The organism is Nannocystis bainbridge (assembly GCF_028368995.1).
Lineage (GTDB): Bacteria > Myxococcota_A > Polyangia > Nannocystales > Nannocystaceae > Nannocystis > Nannocystis bainbridge.
Genome location: NZ_JAQNDL010000002.1, coordinates 1,001,711 through 1,018,765, shown reverse-complemented (window position 1 = coordinate 1,018,765; position 17,055 = coordinate 1,001,711). Strand labels below are relative to the sequence as shown.

The window sequence follows — 17,055 nt, the reverse complement described above, 5'->3', positions numbered from 1 at the left end:
GTCATGACCCTCTGGATCTCGGGCCGTCACTCCGTCGCGCGGCCGAGCCACTCGCGGCGGCCCTTGCTGCCGGCCTGGAACGCGATCCCCGCGGATGCCTCTTGGACCATGTCCCATGCGACATGTGCCCAGAGACCTGCCCCCACGAGCATGCCCGAAAGCACAGCCGCCACTACCAGCGCCCCGCGCCGCGGCCGCGCCGTCGACCCCGTCCCGCCCGGCGCAGGGGTCAGCGCCGCCAGCAGCGGCCGCAGGCAGGCCCAGCCGACCAGCGCGCTGCCGACCGCCGCCGCGGCTGCCATCACCCGGACCAACACGTTGCTGTCCTCGAGCACAGCCGTGAACCACCACCAGCGCCCGGCCAGCCCGGCCGTCGGCGGCGCCCCGGCCAGCGTCAGCGCGGCGACCACCAGCGCCCCGGCCAGCACCGGGCTGCGCCGGACCGCGCCGGTCAGGTCGACCAGCCCGCGGTTGGCCTCGACCGCCGCCGCCGCGGCCATCGCCGTCATCGCCGCCAGGGCGAACACCGCGTGGCCGAACACCGCCGCCGCCACCGCGGCCTCGGCCGCGGTGTGGCCCCACACGTAATGATCGGCGACCTCGAGCCCGCCGGCGCGCAGCCCCGCGTGGGCGACGAAGTTGGCCGCCGCCGCGATCGCCAGCAGCGTCATCCCGACCTGCGCCGCGCCGGCCCACGCCAGCAGGCGCCGCAGATCGGCGGCCCGCACCGCCCGCAGCCCGCACACCACCACCGCGACCCCGCCGACCACCGCCGCCGCCGTGCCCCAACCGTACGGCGCGTAGACCACCCGCGGGGTATGCAGCGCCGCCACGAACACGCGGATCAGCGCCGCCACCGCGGCTGTCCTCACGACCAGCTCCGTCGCGACCCAGCCGCACAGCCCCGCGCGCCCGGCCACCCGCGTGCGCCCGGCCAGCAGCGGGAACACCCCCGCGCGCACCAGCAGCCCCGCCAGCACCAGCAGCGCGCCCGGCACATACAGGGCAGCCGGGGCCATGCCCTCGACCGCCGCGTCGCGGGCGTGCGCGATCAGCCCGGCCGGCATCGCCTCCTTCGCCTGAAGCACGTCGACCGCCGCCTGGGTGGTGCTGGCGCCCCAGCGCAAGAACGCCGCGCCGACCCGCGCCCCGAGCTCGTGCAGCCGCACCGTCCCGGTCGCCGCGATCAACAGACCGGCCCCGAGCCACAGCGACGCCGCGCCCAGACCCTGTCCCAAGAGCCAGGTCCGCGCCGACTCGCGCCCCGCCTCGGTCGCGCCCTCGCCCTCACCCTCACGACCGGCCGCCAGGCACAGCCCGGCCGCCAGCGTCGCCAGCTCGAGCCCGACGACCAGGCTGGCCCAGTCGGCCGCGCGCACCGCCAGCATCGCCCCCGCGCCGGTGAGCAGCAGCATCCCGCGCCCCCACACCGCGCGCGGCTCGGAGCCCGGCCGTGGATCGGCGATCACCGCCGCCAGCAGCACCGTCACCAGCAACGCGTCGAACAGCGCCGCCAGGCGATCGACGACGACGGCCCCGCGCGCCTGCAGCTCGCCGACCAGATCGGGCGCCGTCAGGCCCGCCAGCGCCGTCACCAGCGCGAGCACCAATCCGCCCGCCGGCACCGCCCGCCCGAGCGCCAGCCGCCCGAGCCCCGCCGGCTGCCCCGCCCGCGCCGCCAGCAAGCTGAGCACGCCCCACAGCCCCACGATCGCCGCCGATCCGAACGGCACCACCGCCTCGATCATCGCCAGCCCTCCGCGACGCGCGACGTCTCGCAGCGAATGCAAGCCACCGCGCTCACCAGCCCTGCGAACCGTGGGCGACTCGCCGCCATCGCTGGCCCTCCGTTACTCGTCCGCTCCGCGCGCCGCGGCTCGCCGTGAAGCGAAACCACCGCGCTCGCCAACCTTGCGAACCGTGAGCGAGTCGCCGTCATCGCTGGCCCTCCGCCTCCGCCGCGATCGCCTTGCCCGCGCGCAGCCCTGCGAGCGGCGACTCGCAGCGGGTCGGCGCCACCGGCGGCAGCAGCACCGCCACGATGCGTGGGTCGACCAGCGCCAGGCAGCGCTGCAGCGCGCTCGCGCGGACCCACGCCTCGCCGGCCTCGTCGAGGCGCCCGAGCACCAGGCTCGGTCGGGCGATCGCCACCGCCACCACCGTCACCAGCGCCGCCGTCGACCAGCGCCCGGGGACATGTCCCGCGCGACCTGTCGTATCCGCCATGTCCTGCGCGACATGCCCTGAAGGACCTGTCGCTTTCACCATGTCCCTGGCGACATGCCCCTTGATACCTGTCCCGCGGGCCATCGCCGAACCCGCCAGCCCCAGCGCCAGCGCGGCCCCGCAGGCGCACCACGGCCCGAGCGCCCCGAGCGTCAGCGCGGCCGGGCGCAGCGCCGCGACGATCACCAGCCCGCCCGCCAGCCCGCCGGCGAGGCCGAGCACCACCCGCGCGATCGGTTCGGCCCGCGCCAGCCCCGGCTGCCCGAGCCCGGCCACGACCGCGAGCAGCAGCGCCCCGCTCAGCCCTTCGTGCGTCAGCGTGGCCACCCCGACGGTCGCCACGCTCCAGCCGACCAGCGCGATCCGGGCCGCGCGCCGCTCCGGGTCGAGCTCGACGCGCGCCGAAAGTCCGGCGTAGATCGCCCCCAGCGTGGCCAGCCCGGCCAGCCACGGCGCCGTCGCGGCCGCGCCCAGCGGCACCAGCGGCGCCCACAGCCGGATCAGCGCGTCGAGCCCGAGCCAGCGCACCGGCCCGGCCAGCAGCCGGGTCGTCCCGCGCGAGCCCACGGCTGTCCCTTCGACCAGCCCCGCGTGCAGCGGCCACAGCCCGATCGCCAGCGCGCACGCCAGCGCCAGCGCCCCCGCCAGCCCCGTCGCCGCCGCCTCGGGCACGCGCACGCTCGCCAGCCCGGTCAGCGCCGCGCTCCATGTGCCGCTGCTGGCCCCGCGGTGCGCCACCGCCAGCCCGGCCCCGACCAGCAGCACCGCACCTGCCCCGAGGGACAGCAGCAGCGCCAGCGCTCGCCCGGCGATCCGGCCCTCCGCCTCGCTCGCGCGCGCGGCCAGCAGCCCCAGCACCAGCGCCGGCGCCAGCGCCCACGCGGCCGCCAGCACCAGCACGTCACCGGCCAGGAGCCCGACCAGCACCGTCCCGAGCAGCGCCAGCAGCCCGGCCAGTCGACCGCGGCCGCGCGTCTCCTCTTCCAGCACCGCCAGCAGCCCCGCGACCGCCGTCGCCACCAGCCCGAACGCCGCCAGCGGGCCCGACGTCAGCCGCAGCGCGACCCCGCGGCCGAGCCACTCCACCTCGATCGCCGGCGCGCCCGCCGAGCAGGCCAGCGCCGCGAGCACCCCGAGCCCCGTCGCCGTCAGCGCGCAGGCCCGCGCCGCCCGCCGCGGCAGCAGCAGCACCGCCAGGGCCGCCAGCCACGGCAGCGCCGCCAGGAGCCGCAGGTCGGCCAGCACGCTCATGGGCGCCCTCCCGCCGCCGCGCCGGTATCCCCGGGGCGCGGGCTCGCTGACCCTTCGGACATGTCCATCGCGCCATGTCGCATCGAACCTGCCCCTTCGGGCATGTCCGATCCACCAGCTCCACGCGCCTGCGAGCCGGGCCCGTCGGGCGCGCCCGCGCCGGCGGCTCCAGGCGCGCTCGTCGGCGTCCGAGCGCCTGCCCCTTCGAGCATGACCGGTCCGTCAGCTCCGCGCGCACCCGTCGGCGTCGGTGAACCTGCCCCTTCGAGCATGTCCGATCCACCAGCTCCACGCGCACCTGTCGGCGCCGGTGAACCTGCTCCTTCGAACATGTCCGATCCACCAGCTCCGTGCGCGCCCGACGACGCCTGCGAACCTGCCCCTTCGGGCATGTTCGATCCACCAGCCGTCTCGCCTCGCTGCGCAGCGCCTACCCCTTCGAGCATGTCCGCGCCGCCAGCCCGATCGACGCCGCCGAGCGGCGCCGGGCCGATGTCCTCGCCCTGTCCTGCTGGCGCCCCGGCCGGCCCGGCGGGGCTCGGCGTCGCCGCCCCGGTCCCGCGGCGGGCCCCCGCCATCGCCGCGTCGAGGCCCCCCAGGTCGACCGGGTGCACACGCGTCGGGCCCAGCACCACCACGTCCGGGTTGCAGAACACCGAGCCGAGGATCGCCAGCACCCCGGCGCTCGTCAGCAGCAGCGGCCCGCGCACATCGAAGCGGCCGGGCGCGACCGTCACCCGCTCGTCACCTGGCCACAAGGTCAGGCGCGCCACCAGCCGCTCGCCGAGCCGCAGCAGCCGCGGGATCGTCGGACCCGCGGCGCCCGCGGATCGCCTGCGCGTGCGCGCCGGGGCCGGGCGGATCCGCGGCGCCAGCCCCAGCCCGATCGCCACCGCGACCGCCACCAGCCCCATCCCCAGCCACGGCCCGACGAACCACGCGTCCGGTCGCGGCCCCAGGGCGTAGGCCCCCTCGAACATGCGGCCGGCCACGAACTGCTGCCAGATCCGCGGCGCCAGCGGCCACAGCCCCGCCGCCACCGCGCCCAGCGCCAGGAGCATGGCTACCCCGGACAGCAGCGGCGGCGCCTCGGGCTGCCGCCAACCTGGCGCATCGGTCCTGTCCGTGAGGACATGTCCGATCGCGCAGGCCGTCGCCGTCACCGTGACCAGCGCCAGCGCCGGCGCGACGACGTTGATCCCGCTCGACCACGCGCTGAGGTCGTTCCACAGCCCCGCCACGGCCGGTCCCAGCCCCGCGATCAGGCCCAGCCCCGCCAGCCCGGCGACGCCGGCCCGCAGCCGCCGCGGCGCCTGCAGCCCCGCGATCATCGCCGCCCACGCCAGGCTGCCCGCCAGCAGCAGCTGGGTCGCCGCGATCGGCTCGCCGATGGCGATGGTCGCCGTCGCGATCGCCAGCGTCGCCGCCGTCCCGCTCGCCACCGCCCGCGCGCTCGTGCCGGCCCGGGCCGCCTGCAGCCCCGCCCACGCCGCCGTGCCCGCCGCCGCCACCGTGACCAGCGCCAGCGCGGTCGGGGCCATCGCCAGCGCCACCTGCGTGCGCAGCAGCACCACGGTCAGCGCCGGCCCGGCCGCGCACGTGGCCACCAGCGCCGGCCCGGGCCCCTCGGCCCAGGCTCGCGCCACCAGCCGCGGCCACGCCCCGATCCACGCCAGCGCCGCCGCGCCGACGCTGACGGTCGCTACCACGCCCGGCGGCCAGCCGAACAGCGGCCCGCCGATCTCGCCGCGCACCAGCTGCGACCCGTCTTGCGCCAGCGTCGACCGCTCGAGCCGCATCAGGTCGAAGTCGCCCGCGGCCGCCAGCCAGGCCAGGATCGCCAGCGACAGGCCCGCGCCCACCAGACCCAACGGCCATGCCCTCTCGGTCATGTCCGTGGAGACATGGTCCACAGGCCATGCTCGTACAGTCATGTCTGAAGAGACATGGTCCATCGGCCATGCTCGAAGAGCCAGCACGCACAGCCCGACCCCGAGCCCCAGCTGGACCAGCGTCCCGCCGCTCGCCAGCACCAGGGCCCCGCCGGCGGCCACGACCACGCGGGCGCCAGGGCGTCCGCCGCCGGCTGTCCCGAAGGCCAGGATCGCCACCACCCCGAGCCCCAGCGCCGCCAGGCTCACGAGCGCCAGCGCCAGCCCGAGCCCGTCGAGCTGGACGATCCAGTCGATCGTGGTCGTGCGGCCGACGCGGATCCACGCCAGGCGGTGCTCGAGCTGGTCGCGCTGGATCGCCTGCCACAGCACCAGGCAGGCCAGCACCGCCGCCACCAGGGCCGCGCGGGCCGCCGTCGCGCTGGCGGCCGCGGCGCCCCAGCGGCGCTCCAGCGGCCCGACCAGGCCGACGAGCGCGAGCCCGACCGCCGCCGGGAGCAGCGTCGCCGCCAGCGCGCCCATCACGGACCTTCCCGGTCCGGCTCGGGCTGCAGCGTCGCCAGCACCACCGCGTAAGCCCCGGCGAGCGCGAACATCAGCGCCGCCAGGCCGTGGATGTCGGCCAGCGCCCACGCGCGCGCGGCCCCGACCAGCACCGTCGCCGCGCCGACCAGCATCACCACCAGCGCCAGCGTCCGTCCCCAGCCCTCGCGGCGCAGCAGCACGCCCGCGAGCCCGAGCAGCCACAAGCCGCTGGCCAGGTAGTAGACGTGGGTGATGGGCACGCGCGGTCTTATATCCGATGCCGCGGCGGCCCGGCGCACGCGGCTGCCGCCACAACGATCACGAACCCGACGCCGAGCAGCCCCGGCGCGCCGCCCAGCGCGACCCCCAGCCCGGGCAGCTCGCCCCAGCTCGAACCCGGCGGCAGCTCGCGGCCCGTCCACAGGAACTGGCGCGCCCACGTGCCGACCAGCACGAACAGCAGGCCCGCGACCGCGACCGTCACCGCCGCGAGCCGCCCCGCCCCGAGCCGCCCCGAGGGCGCCGCAACGTCGGCAGGAGCGCCCACGCGCGCCGGTCCGCGCGCCACCGCCATCACCAGCGCCGCCCCGACGATCGCCGCGATCGTGACGAGCGCCAGCCCCGTCGCCTGGTACAGCAGCATCACGCCCGCGAGCGCGCACGCCAGCACCGGCAGCGCCCACGCCGGCGCGCGCCACACCGCGGCGACGCCGGCCGCCAGCGCGACCGCGGCGAGCGCCACGAACACGGCGACGGTCACGAGCCCCGCTTGTAGCTGGGATCGATCTTCATGCACACGGCCCGCTCGCCGAGCACGAAGTTAGGGTCGCGGCGGATCTGCGGATCGATCTCCTCGACCGACGCCGGCGTCGCGCCGAGCTTGCCGGCGAAGAAATCGGTCGCGTCGGTGGTGACGAGGTAGACCTGCTGGACCCCGAGCATGCGCGCGCGCCGGAGGATGCCGTCGGCCAGCATCCAGCCGAGGCCCTCGCCGCGGCGCTCGCGATCGATCGCCAGGTTGAACAGCAGCGCCTGCGCGCCGACCATGCGCAGCGACACGCAGCCGACCACCGCGCCCTCGGGCTCGCGGATGATGAGCGTCTCGGTGGTGTCGCCGGGGATCGTCGGCGCCAGCCCGTACGACGAGCACAGCGCGTGCACGGCCGGCAGGTCCTCCGGGGTGGCGAACATGACCGCGTCGCCGAGCGCCTTGAGGATCTTGTCGCCGAGCCCGCCGAACGAGCCCGAGGTGAGCAGCAGGATCGTGTCGCCGGGGGCGGCCTCGGCGAGCACCGCCTGCGCCAGCTCGTCGACGTCGGCGTGGGCCAGCGCCTCGATGCCGTTGGCGGCGATGGCCCGCGCCAGCGCCGGCGGATCGAGGCGCTGGTCCAGCGGGATCTTCTCCGGGCGGAACAGCGGGCCCACGTCGACGCGCGAGGCGGCCGCGAAGCTCTCGGCGTAGCCGTCGGAGAACACCGACCGCCGCGACGACGCCGAGCGCGGCTCGAAGCACACGAACAGGCGACCGTTGGGGAAGCGGCGGCGGATCGCCGTGGTGGTGAGGCGCACCGCCGTCGGGTGGTGGGCGAAGTCGGTGACGACGCGGATCCCGCTGGCGATGCCGAGCAGCTCCTGGCGCCGCTTGACGCCGAGGAACCGGCGCACCGCGTCGAACAGCGCCTCGACCGACGCGCCCTCTTGCCGGGCCACGGCCAGCGCCGCGAGCACGTTGCCGAGGTTGTAGGTGCCGACCAGCGTGGTCTGGAATTCGCCGAGGCTGACGCCGCGCTCGAACACCTCGAACACCATCAGGCCGCGGCCGCGCTTGGCCTCGACGCGGCAGGTGTAGTCGGCCGAGCCCGGGTCGTCGCCGTCGGCGAGCACGCGGTAGGTGGTGAGCTTGCAGCGGGCCGCGCGGGCCACTTCCATCGCCCCGGCATCGTCGGCGCAGACCACCAGGTCGCCCTCCGGCGGGATGAGCTCGACGAAGCGGACGAACGCCGCCTTGACCGCGTCGAGGTCGGCGAAGATGTCGGCGTGGTCGAACTCGACGCTCGTGACGATCGCGCGGAACGGGCGGTAGTGGAAGAACTTCGAGCCCTTGTCGAAGAACGCGGTGTCGTACTCGTCGCCCTCGAGCACGATCGACGGCCCGCGGCCGAACAGGTAGCCGCGGCCGAGGTTGATCGGCACGCCGCCGACCAGCGCGCTCGGCTGCAGGCCCGCGACCTGCAGCATCCACGTCAGCAGCGACGACGTGGTCGTCTTGCCGTGCGTGCCGGCGACCACCAGCGCGCGCCGCTCGGGCAGCACGACCTTCTCGAGCAGCGACGGGAAGCTCTCGAGCGCGAGCCCGCGGGCCTGGGCGCCGACCACCTCGACGTGCTCGCGGCTGCAGACGTTGCCGACGACCACGAAGTCGGGGCCCCAGTCGAGGTTCTCCGGCCGGAAGCCCTCGAACACGGGGATCTTGGCCGCCTCGAGCTGGGTCGACATCGGCGGAAACAGCTGCGTATCCGAGCCGCGGACGTCGTGACCGGCCTCCTGCAAAAGCCCTGCGAACGCGCCCATACCGGTGCCGCCGATGCCGATGAGGTGGACTTTCAAGCGGCGGCAAGGATGGACCGCTCCCGCGCGCACGGTCAAGCCGGACCACGGGTGCGACCGGACACACGCGCGCCGTGACTCCATCTGGCGCGCCCCGCGAGTTGATGCACAAGAAGAAGAGGCGCCGGTGGTCGGCGCAGGTGCAGGCCATGGGAGATCTGACCAGTCGTGGCGAGCGCCGGGCCTTCCCGCGCGTGCGGGTCCGCATCGCCGCGCTCGTGAGCACGCCCGAAGGCCCGGTGCGCGGGCAAACCCTGGACCTCTCGGGCGGCGGCGCCTTTGTCACCACCGCCCGCGCCGTCGCCGTCGGCACGTCCGTGCGCCTGACCATGGACCGCGGCGCCGCCAAAAATCCGCTCGTGCTCGACGCCGAGGTCGTGCGCGTCGGCGGCACCCGCGAGGGCCGCTTCCCCGGGCTCGGCCTGCGCTTCGTCGGCCTGTCCGCGCTCGAGGCCACCTTGCTGCAGGCCATGCTGCGCAGCGCCGCCTGAACTTGAGTTATAGATCCCCCGCCATGCTCGACCTCAAGGCCAAGCTCGCCGCCGCGGGCCTCGTCACCCCGGAGCAACTCGCCGCTGCCGAGCGCAAGAAGGCCGGCAAGCCCGCCGCCAAGTCCGCCGCCCGACCCGCGCCCGCCGCCCCGGCGAAGCCCAAGTCGGGCCTCGACGTCGCCGCCCTCAAGAAGGCCGGCAAGAGCGAGATCTACGACACCCTCCGCCGCGTCGTCGACCGCTCCCGCCTCGACCCGGTCGGCGGCCTGCCGAGCGAGCACGCCGAGGCGTTCCATTTCCCGACCGCCCAGGGTTCGCTCGGCCGCCTCACCCTCGAGCCCGCGCTGCACGCCGAGATCGCCGCCGGCCGGGCGGCGATCGTCGGCTACATGAGCCACCACGGGCTGGCCCACTGCGTCGTCCCGCGGGTCGTCGCCGAGGACCTGGCCGAGGTCATGCCGCTGTGGCTGCGCGTCTGCAAGGACCACCCCGCGGCCGGTCAGCTCGCCCCGCCCCCGCCTCCTCGTGAGGAGCGCGACGCCAAGCCGGCGCAATCGGGCTAGCCAACCCCACGGGCCTGTGTTACACACCGCCTCCCCGGCCCTGCCGGGGACTCCACAAGCACACGGCGGTTATAGCTCAGCTGGTTAGAGCGCTCGGTTGTGGTCCGAGAGGTCATGGGTTCAAATCCCATTAATCGCCCTCAGTAAATGCTCTGCGCCCCACGCCTTCCGGTGACCCGGACCGTGGGGCGCTTGAGCTTTCGGGGTCCGTCGCCGGTCGCCGGCCGCCGCGCCCGCCGGACCCGGTCGTGCGCGCTCGCTCGCCCGCTCGCGGTCCGTGGCGGCCCACCGGCGTGCTACGCTGCACGGGCTGCACACCGGCAATTCGCCGCGTGCCTCGACCTCATGACAGCGCCCAGAGTCGCGTGACAGGCCGCACGCCAAAGACGCACACCCTCGCGGCAGCTGCGGCCTTCGCCGCCATCCTTCAGCTGGTGGCGACGCTCGAGCTGTCGCTGTCGAGCGACGCGGCCGTCATGCGCGCCGCTCGCGAGGGCCCGACGATCTACCTGCTCACCGCCGCGGTGCTGGCGATCGGCGGCGGCGTGGTCGCGTGGCAGCGCCACCGCCCGCCGCTCGTGTGCGTCGCGCTCGGCCTGCCCGCCGTGGTGATCGCCGCCCTGCTGGTCCGCTTCCGCGGCTCGCTGCTCGGCCTCGCCTACCACGGCGAGCTGCTGCTGCATCACTTCCTCGCCGCCCTGTGCGCCGCGGCCTGCGTCGCGGTGGCGCTGGGCTGGGCCAGCGACCGCGCGCTCGGGCGCCTGCGCATGGTCCCCGCGGCCCCGGCGATCGTCGGCGCGGGCCTGCTGCTGACCGAGCACCTGAACCGCGCCCCCGACTCGCCTATCGGTCTCTTGGGACAGGTCGGAACGGTCAGCCTGCTGCTGGCCGCCCCGCTCGCGCTCGCGGCTCTGTGGTCGCAGCTCCAGCCGCCCCTGCTGCGCTGGGGCGCCGTCGCCCTGCTGGTCCCGCTCGCCGTGCGCTGCGGGCTCGGCGGCGCATCTGTCCTTTCGGGCATGCCGCTCGGCTCCGAGGCCGCCGCGCCGATCCTCGTCAGCGTCGGCGCGGCCGCGCTGGTCGGCATGGTGCTGATGCGCCCCCGGGCCGAGCGCGGCCTCCACGGCGCCGCCCTCGGCATGTCGGCGGTCGCCTGCCTCGTGTTGCACCGGGGCTACACCCAGCGCTTCGGCGACCTCGAGGCGGCCGTCGGTCAGCTCGCGCGCTCGCTGCTCGGCTTCGAGCTGCCCTACCCCGGTTACCTCCCGGGCTGGCGGATCGTCGGCGGCATGCTGACCCTGTTCGTGGTGTTCGCGCTGACGACCACCGCCCTGCTGTCGCGCCGCGACCACGTGCGCGGGCTGTGCCTCGTGATCCTGCTGTGCGCCGGCCTCGGGCTGTCGACCCCGCAGCTGGTGCTGATGACCGGCGCCGGCCTGCTGCTCGGCCTCGACACCCTCGCCGGGGCCCCGGCTCCCGCGCCGCGGGTCGTCGCCCCGACGCGCCCGATCGAGCCGATCGTGCTCGAGGCCGCCGGCCTGCTCGGGCTGCCCGCGCCGACGGTGCTCGAGCAAGAGCGCGGGGCCGTGATCGCCGTGCGCGGCGAGGTCGCGCGCGTCGCCGTCGACCTGCGCGCCCGCCAGGATCGCGGCGGCTGGCACGTGGTCCTGCAGGCCGGCGTGCTCGGCCGCGGCGCGCCCGACGTCGAGCTCGTGCCCGGCCGCGCCGGCGACGAGCCGCACCCGCTGGTCGCCGGCCACCGCGCCCGCGGCGACGCCCGCCGCCTCGAGCGCCTGCCCGAGTCGCTCCTGCTGGCCCTCGCGCCGTTCCCCGGCCACCGCACCCGCGTGTGGCCCGGCGGCGTGCAGGTCGAGCTCGGCGATCGCCTCGACGCGCTCGACGCCGCCGCGCTCGCGGCTGTCCTCCGGGGCATGTCCGAAGCGACCTAGCGCGCGGGACATGTCCGTTCGGACATTCCCGAACGGACATGTACCTTCAGAACCGCAGCCGGACCTCGAACTGGGCCCCGATCGGCTGCTGGAACTGGGTCTGCACCCCGAAGTTGCCCTGGGCCGGCAGCACGTTGCGCTGGAAGAAGGCCGTCGGCGCGTTGGCGGTCTGGACCTTGGCGTGCTTGAGGTCGTCGAGGTCGCCCCCGGCGATCGCCCGGCTCTGCGAGAAGGAGTAGGTCTCGTCGATCCGCAGCACCGCCTTGGAGTTGGTGAGGTTGACGAGGCGGGCCGCGAGCTCGAGCTCGAGCTCGCCCGGCAGCGGGTACGCGTACGAGACGCCGAGGTTGGCGTAGTAGTTGGGCTCGAGCCGGCCGCCGGCCCCGCGCGGCAGCACGTACACCAGCGACTGGCCGGCGTAGCGGTTGTTGTCGGCGTAGACGCTGATCGGCGAGCCCGACTGGAAGCGGAAGTTGACCCCGAGCGTCAGCCGACCGCCGCGGCGCAGGTCGAAGGTGTAGTAGCCGTCGAGCTTGAGCTGGTGCGGCCGGTTGTCCCACAGCGGCCCGTAGCTGTTGCGCACCAGCTCGGGGATGTCGTACGTGGTGCTGGCGCCGATGTTGATCGCGCCGGTGTTGCGGTCGACGAAGCCGTCGTAGTTGCCGATCAGCCGGCTGTAGATGTAGCTGCCCTGGAACACCCAGTTCTTGGCGAACCGCTTGGTCACCTGCAAGATCCACGCGTCGTAGTTGCGGACCGGGCGCGAGAACATGCCGCCGAGCTGGCGGAACGACGAGGCCAGGAAGTCGCAGCGGTTCAGCTCGCGGACCGCGGTCTGGCGCTGCGGGTCGTCGGCGTCGGTGGCGTCGGCCTGGGCCTGCAGCTGCTCGCAGCGCTCCTCCTGGCGGGCGATGTCGGCCCGCGATACCGACTCGCCGGGGTTGGCCAGCAGGAAGTTGAGGCCGCCGTTGGTCGACACGTCCTCGATCGCCCGCCCGAGCCCGTCGTGCTGCCAGCGCACCCCGATCAGCAGGTCCTCGACCACCTCGTGCTCGTAGCCGGCGTTGAAGCGCTGCACGTACATGCCCTTCAGGTCAGGCGCGACCGCGCCGAAGGTCAGGCCGCTGGTGCTCTGGTTGCCGTCGGCGCACCACTCGGTCGGCGCGCCGCTCTCGAGCCGGTCGTGCGCCACGCCGCCGATCGTCACCGGGGTCTGGCAGTCGGAGTTGCGGTAGGTGCGGTTGACGTTGACGAGCCCGCCGAAGATCCGGTTGCCGAGGATCGCGGGGATCTGGGCGTAGAACCACCCGTAGCTGACGTACAGCCGGCTCTTGCCCTCGTCGGTCCAGTCGTAGACCAGGCTCGCGCGCGGGGCCACGTTGTCGGCGATCAGCAGGCCGCGCCGGCCGAACACGTCGCGCAGCTCCTGGATCTCCCAGCGCACGCCGGCCGAGACGTAGAGGTTGGAGAGGATCGACCACTTGTCCTGGGCGAAGAATGCGTAGTTCTGGCTCGACAGCGACGACGCGTAGGCCGGCACGCGCACGCCGGCGCCGAGCGGGGTGGCGATGGCCCGCAGGTCGTCCTGCTCGTAGCGCACGCGGCCGAACCCGAGCGTCTGCCGCTGGTCGGGGTTGTCCGACTGGACGATGACGACGCGGTTGTTGTTGACCCGGTTGGCGGTGTTGAGGGTGTACTCGCCGCTGTCCCGATCGAAGCAGTACTCGCCGCCGCCGACCTGTCCCTGAGGACAGTTGGCGTAGAAGTCGGGGTCGTTGCCGCCCGAGTAGGCCGAGCGCTGGCGGATCTGCGAGCCGTCGATCTCGAACCCGTACTTGAGCTGGTGAGCGCCGCCGCGCCGCGCCGAGAGGAAATGCGTCAGCGCGAAGCCGCCGCCGATCCGGTCCTGCTGCGTGCTCGAGTACGAGCCGATGCCGCCCGACAGCCACACCCGCGTCGGGCACGTCAGCCCGGGCAGGTTCGAGTCGTTGCAGGCGTCGCTGGCGCCCTGGACCAGGCGCACGGCGTCGTCGCGGTCGAGCAGGTCGTAGAGGTTGCGGCCCTGGGTGTCGCGCTCCTGCGTCAGCGGGATCCGGCGCTTCTCTTCGTGGTCGAGCTTCCACGCCTGCTGCCCGCGCAGGCGCGTGTAGTAGACGTAGCCGTCGAGCTCGAGCTTGTCGTTGAGCGCCCGCCCCTCGTACTCGAGGCCGACGCCGGTGCTGTTGCCGTAATCGACGCCGAAGCTGTCGTTGACCACGCCCGAGGCCACGCGCGAGGCGCCGCCGATCGTCGCGTTGGGGTTGGTGCCGAACGCGTTGGGCTCGGACCCCGTCGGCTGACGGAAGCTGCGGCGGCGAAAGTTCGGGCCGCCGCCGCCCGACAGCCGCAGGCGGTGGCGGGGGCTTATCTGCCAGTCGAGGCTCGCGGTCCAGCCGAGGTCGAAGCGGCCGGTGCGAAACTTCTGCTCGGCGAACTTGACGGTGTCGATGTAGTTGCCGTTGGCGGCGCAGTCGTTGACGCCGTTGGCGTACGGGCAACCCTCGTAGCCGCCCGAGAGGTCCTTGTCGCGCCGGCGGAAGAACGACTGCACCAGCGAGTTGTTGCTGCCGCCCGGGGCGAGGCCGATGGCGAAGAACAGCTTGTCGCGCACGATCGGGCCCGACAGGGTGACCACGCCCTGCATCTCGTAGTTGTAGATCTCGGCCACGCGCAGCGACTCGTCGGTGGCGTCGATGAAGCGCGGCGAGGCGATGCGCGGCGTGAAGCGGAACAGCACCTGCCCGCGCCACTTGTTGCTGCCGCCGATCCGGCGCGCCCGCACCAGGCCGCCGCTGGCCCCGCCGTTCTCGGCGTCGAACACCCCCTCGACGACCTCGACCTCGTCGACGAACTCCTGGACGATGCTGGCGCCGACGGTCCCGAACGCCGGGCTGGTCGAGTTCTGGCTGTCGACGACGTACTTGCTCTCGGCACTGGTGCCGCTGCCGAGACGGATCCCGCCGGCGTCGCGGCCCGCGGTCGGCGAGATGTCGACGACCGCGGTGTAGTCGCGGCTGGTCCCGCCGAGCGGGATCTTGCGCATGCGCTCGACGTCGACCTTCTGCACGCTGGCGCCGTCGGTCCGGATCGGCGCCGACTCGACCACGATCGTCTGCACCCACCGCTCGTCCGGCGCGAGCTGAAAGTCGACCCGCACCTTCGCCGCCGGCCCCAGCTCGACGATCTTGCTGAGGTCGTTCTCGCGGTACAGCGCCTGCACCGTGTAGACGCCGGGCGGCAGGTCGCGGAAGACGTACACGCCCTCGGCGTTGGTCCGGGTGTCGCGCGGGCCCTGCAAGCAGTTGCACTGCGCGAGCACGACGACCCCCGCCACCGGCTCACCCGTCTGGCGGTCCTTGATCGCGCCGCTGAGCCCCGCGCTCTCGAGCGCCCGCGCCGTCTGCGGCACGAGGGCCGCGAGCACGGGCGCGCCGACGAACACCGCCGTGGCCAGCACGGCACCGCGAGGTCGGTGAAAGGCACGCATCGGCATCACGAGGTCGATCGTAGGCGAAATCGCGGCCCGGTGGTTCGCTCCCCGATCGGACCGCTCTGCAGCGAGCAGGCCACCCCGCCGACGCGCCGAAGGACGTCCGAGGTTTCACCGCCCGGTCGTGAGGAAGCCTGCCGGCCCCGGACCGCGGCGCCCCGAGATATGCCCCAAAGGACATGTCTCATGCGACATGCCCAGAAGCTCATGCCGACGCGGCGCTCGGCGACCGCGCCGACGCGGCGCTCAGCCCTCGAACGGCCCGCGCAGGCGATGGGCGACGAAGCGGGCCAGGTGCTCGCCGGCGATCGGCTCGGCGTCGGCGGCCTCCGCCAGCAGCAGCGCCTCGGTCAGGTAGCCGGTGGTCAGCGCGACCTTGCGGGCGCCCGCCTGCATCGCCGCGTCCCCGCGGCCCATGTTCGCCTTGACCTGTGCGATCAGGCTGCGGACCCCCACGCGCAGGGTCGCCAGGTCGGCCGCGGCCACGTTGGCGTACGAGCGCTCGGCGCGGGCCACCAGGTCCTGGACCAGGGCCGTGAACGCCCCCTCGCGAGCCTCCGCGCGCAGCACGTCGAGCGACAGCACATTGGTGGTGCCCTCCCAGATCGTCAGCACCTGGGCGTCGCGGAGCAGCCGTGGCATCCCGGTGTCCTCGACGTAGCCGGCGCCGCCGAAGCACTCGAGCGCCTCGGACGCGATCGCCACCGCCTGCTTCGCCGTCGTCAGCTTGGCGATCGGGATCAGCGCGCGCAGGCGCCGGCGCTCGGCCTCGGTGGCCGTGCCCGCCTCGGCGCGGCCGAGCAGCGCCGCGCCCTCGAGCACCAGCGCCAGCACGGCCGCCGCCTCCGCGTCCATGTCGTCGAGCGTCGCCTGATGCAGCGGCAGCTCGATGAGCCGGGCCCCGAACGCCGAGCGGCGTCCCGCATAGTCGCGGGCCAGCGCGCAGGCGCGGCGGATCCCCGACGCCGACGCGATCGCGTTGTAGAGCCGCGTCACGTTCAGCATCCCCGAGATGTTGGCCACCCCGCGGCCCGGCTCGCCGATCAGCGTCGCCTCGACCCCGTCGAGCGTCAGCTCGGCCGTCGGCAGCGCCTTGGTGCCGAGCTTGTCCTTGAGCCGGTTGACCGCGATCCCCGTCCAGCCGCGCCCCGGCTCGCGCCCGATCTCGACGCAGAACAGCGACAGCCCGCGCGAGCCCGGCGTGGTCCCGCCGTCGTCGATGCGGGCCAGCGTCAGCGCCATCTCCGACGTCGTCGCCGACGTGAACCACTTGACCCCGTGCAGCGTGTAGCGCCGCTCGTCGCCGACGATCCGCGACGGCCGCGCGATCGTCTCGCTGTTGCCGACGTCCGATCCACCTGTCCTTTCGGTCATCCACTGGCCCGAGGTGATGAACTTGCCCGGGTCGCGCGAGGTCAGCCCGGCGACCAGTCGATCGCGCAGCCCGCCGGGCGCCAGGTCGAGCAGCACCCGGGTCGCGGCGTCGGTCATCGCCAGCGGGCACGAGTAGGTCGCGGATGTCCCCGAGAACAGGTACAAAAGAGCAGCCTGGGCCACGCGCCGGTGCTCGCCGAAGCGCTCGTCGTAGCCGGTCGCCACCAGGCCCTGGCGGGCCGAGAACTTGCGCAGCTCCTCCCACGCCGGCGAGGTCCGGATCTCGTCGATGCGCCGGCCCCAGGCGTCGTAGGCCACGTGCACCGGCGGCTCGGCCTCGGCGCGAATCATCCAGTCCCACAGCTCGCCTGCGGTCGCCCGCCCCAGCGCCTCGTACTGCGGCCGGATCTCCTGCAACACCTCTGGCGGCAGGCGCTGGCGCAGCAGCGCGTGCAGGGGTTCGTCGCTGGCGTACAGATCGGGGCGACCCGGCGGCTCCTGGAAGAACATGCGCGATCCGTAGCACGGATCGCCGCGCGTTTCGCAGCCCTCACGAGCCCCGTGCGAACCATGCATGAAGAGGGCCCGCAAGGCCGCGACGGCCTCGTAGCGACGCGCGCGTCCCAGTCCGTGCGCACCCCGGGCCGCGAC

At 74.5% G+C, this 17,055-nt stretch carries 11 protein-coding genes and 1 tRNA gene; 4 read left to right on the top strand and 8 right to left on the bottom strand.

Annotated features, from left to right (window positions below; genetic code table 11):
- Nucleotides 1-26: 26 nt before the first annotated feature.
- The 6 genes from POL25_RS21670 to POL25_RS21645 form a co-directional block, all read right to left on the bottom strand.
- Nucleotides 27-1,790: a proton-conducting transporter transmembrane domain-containing protein gene (locus tag POL25_RS21670; protein WP_272088038.1), complete on the bottom strand. Its 1,764-nt coding sequence runs from the start codon at nt 1,788-1,790 to the stop codon at nt 27-29.
- Nucleotides 1,791-1,935: 145 nt separating this feature from the next.
- The gene (locus POL25_RS21665) at nt 1,936-3,477 is read right to left on the bottom strand and encodes a hypothetical protein (protein ID WP_272088037.1); all 1,542 of its coding nucleotides are present in this window, start codon (nt 3,475-3,477) and stop codon (nt 1,936-1,938) included.
- Nucleotides 3,474-5,891, bottom strand: a complete 2,418-nt coding sequence (locus POL25_RS21660) for a hypothetical protein (RefSeq protein ID WP_272088036.1) — start codon at nt 5,889-5,891, stop codon at nt 3,474-3,476. Before POL25_RS21660 ends, POL25_RS21665 begins: the two co-directional genes overlap by 4 nt.
- A complete protein-coding gene (locus POL25_RS21655; protein WP_272088035.1) occupies nt 5,891-6,154 on the bottom strand; it encodes a hypothetical protein in 264 nt (87 codons plus the stop codon). Before POL25_RS21655 ends, POL25_RS21660 begins: the two co-directional genes overlap by 1 nt.
- A gap of 8 nt (nt 6,155-6,162) precedes the next feature.
- A complete protein-coding gene (locus POL25_RS21650) occupies nt 6,163-6,654 on the bottom strand; it encodes a hypothetical protein (RefSeq protein WP_272088034.1) in 492 nt (163 codons plus the stop codon).
- A complete protein-coding gene (locus POL25_RS21645) occupies nt 6,651-8,501 on the bottom strand; it encodes a GNAT family N-acetyltransferase (RefSeq protein ID WP_272088033.1) in 1,851 nt (616 codons plus the stop codon). The genes POL25_RS21650 and POL25_RS21645 overlap by 4 nt, the downstream gene beginning before the upstream one ends.
- Before the next feature lie 74 nt (nt 8,502-8,575).
- Here POL25_RS21645 and POL25_RS21640 point away from each other — a divergent pair, with 74 nt between their 5' ends.
- The 4 genes from POL25_RS21640 (at nt 8,576) to POL25_RS21625 (ending at nt 11,501) form a co-directional block, all read left to right on the top strand.
- Nucleotides 8,576-8,992, top strand: coding sequence for a PilZ domain-containing protein (locus POL25_RS21640; protein ID WP_272088032.1), 417 nt, complete (start codon nt 8,576-8,578; stop codon nt 8,990-8,992).
- Between the two features lie 23 nt (nt 8,993-9,015).
- On the top strand, nt 9,016-9,555 hold the full coding sequence (locus POL25_RS21635; RefSeq protein ID WP_272088031.1) for a hypothetical protein: 540 nt from the start codon (nt 9,016-9,018) through the stop codon (nt 9,553-9,555).
- 65 nt (nt 9,556-9,620) lie between these two features.
- Nucleotides 9,621-9,694: transfer RNA gene (locus POL25_RS21630), tRNA-His, on the top strand.
- Between the two features lie 226 nt (nt 9,695-9,920).
- A complete protein-coding gene (locus POL25_RS21625; RefSeq protein WP_272088030.1) occupies nt 9,921-11,501 on the top strand; it encodes a hypothetical protein in 1,581 nt (526 codons plus the stop codon).
- Nucleotides 11,502-11,547: 46 nt separating this feature from the next.
- On the opposite strand, the gene POL25_RS21620 is transcribed toward POL25_RS21625, so the two are convergent.
- Together POL25_RS21620 and POL25_RS21615 are read right to left on the bottom strand one after the other, a co-directional pair.
- On the bottom strand, nt 11,548-15,027 hold the full coding sequence (locus POL25_RS21620; protein WP_272088029.1) for a TonB-dependent receptor: 3,480 nt from the start codon (nt 15,025-15,027) through the stop codon (nt 11,548-11,550).
- Between the two features lie 249 nt (nt 15,028-15,276).
- Nucleotides 15,277-16,914, bottom strand: a complete 1,638-nt coding sequence (locus POL25_RS21615) for an acyl-CoA dehydrogenase family protein (RefSeq protein ID WP_272088028.1) — start codon at nt 16,912-16,914, stop codon at nt 15,277-15,279.
- Nucleotides 16,915-17,055: the final 141 nt, after the last annotated feature.

Excerpts from the sequence above, each read along its gene's own strand:
- POL25_RS21665 (WP_272088037.1), bottom strand. The coding sequence starts at position 3,477 with ATGAGCGTGCTGGCCGACCTGCGGCTCCTGGCGGCGCTGCCGTGGCTG.
- POL25_RS21660 (WP_272088036.1), bottom strand. The coding sequence starts at position 5,891 with ATGGGCGCGCTGGCGGCGACGCTGCTCCCGGCGGCGGTCGGGCTCGCG.
- POL25_RS21620 (WP_272088029.1), bottom strand. The coding sequence starts at position 15,027 with ATGCGTGCCTTTCACCGACCTCGCGGTGCCGTGCTGGCCACGGCGGTG.
- POL25_RS21615 (WP_272088028.1), bottom strand. The coding sequence starts at position 16,914 with ATGTTCTTCCAGGAGCCGCCGGGTCGCCCCGATCTGTACGCCAGCGAC.
- POL25_RS21635 (WP_272088031.1), top strand. The coding sequence starts at position 9,016 with ATGCTCGACCTCAAGGCCAAGCTCGCCGCCGCGGGCCTCGTCACCCCG.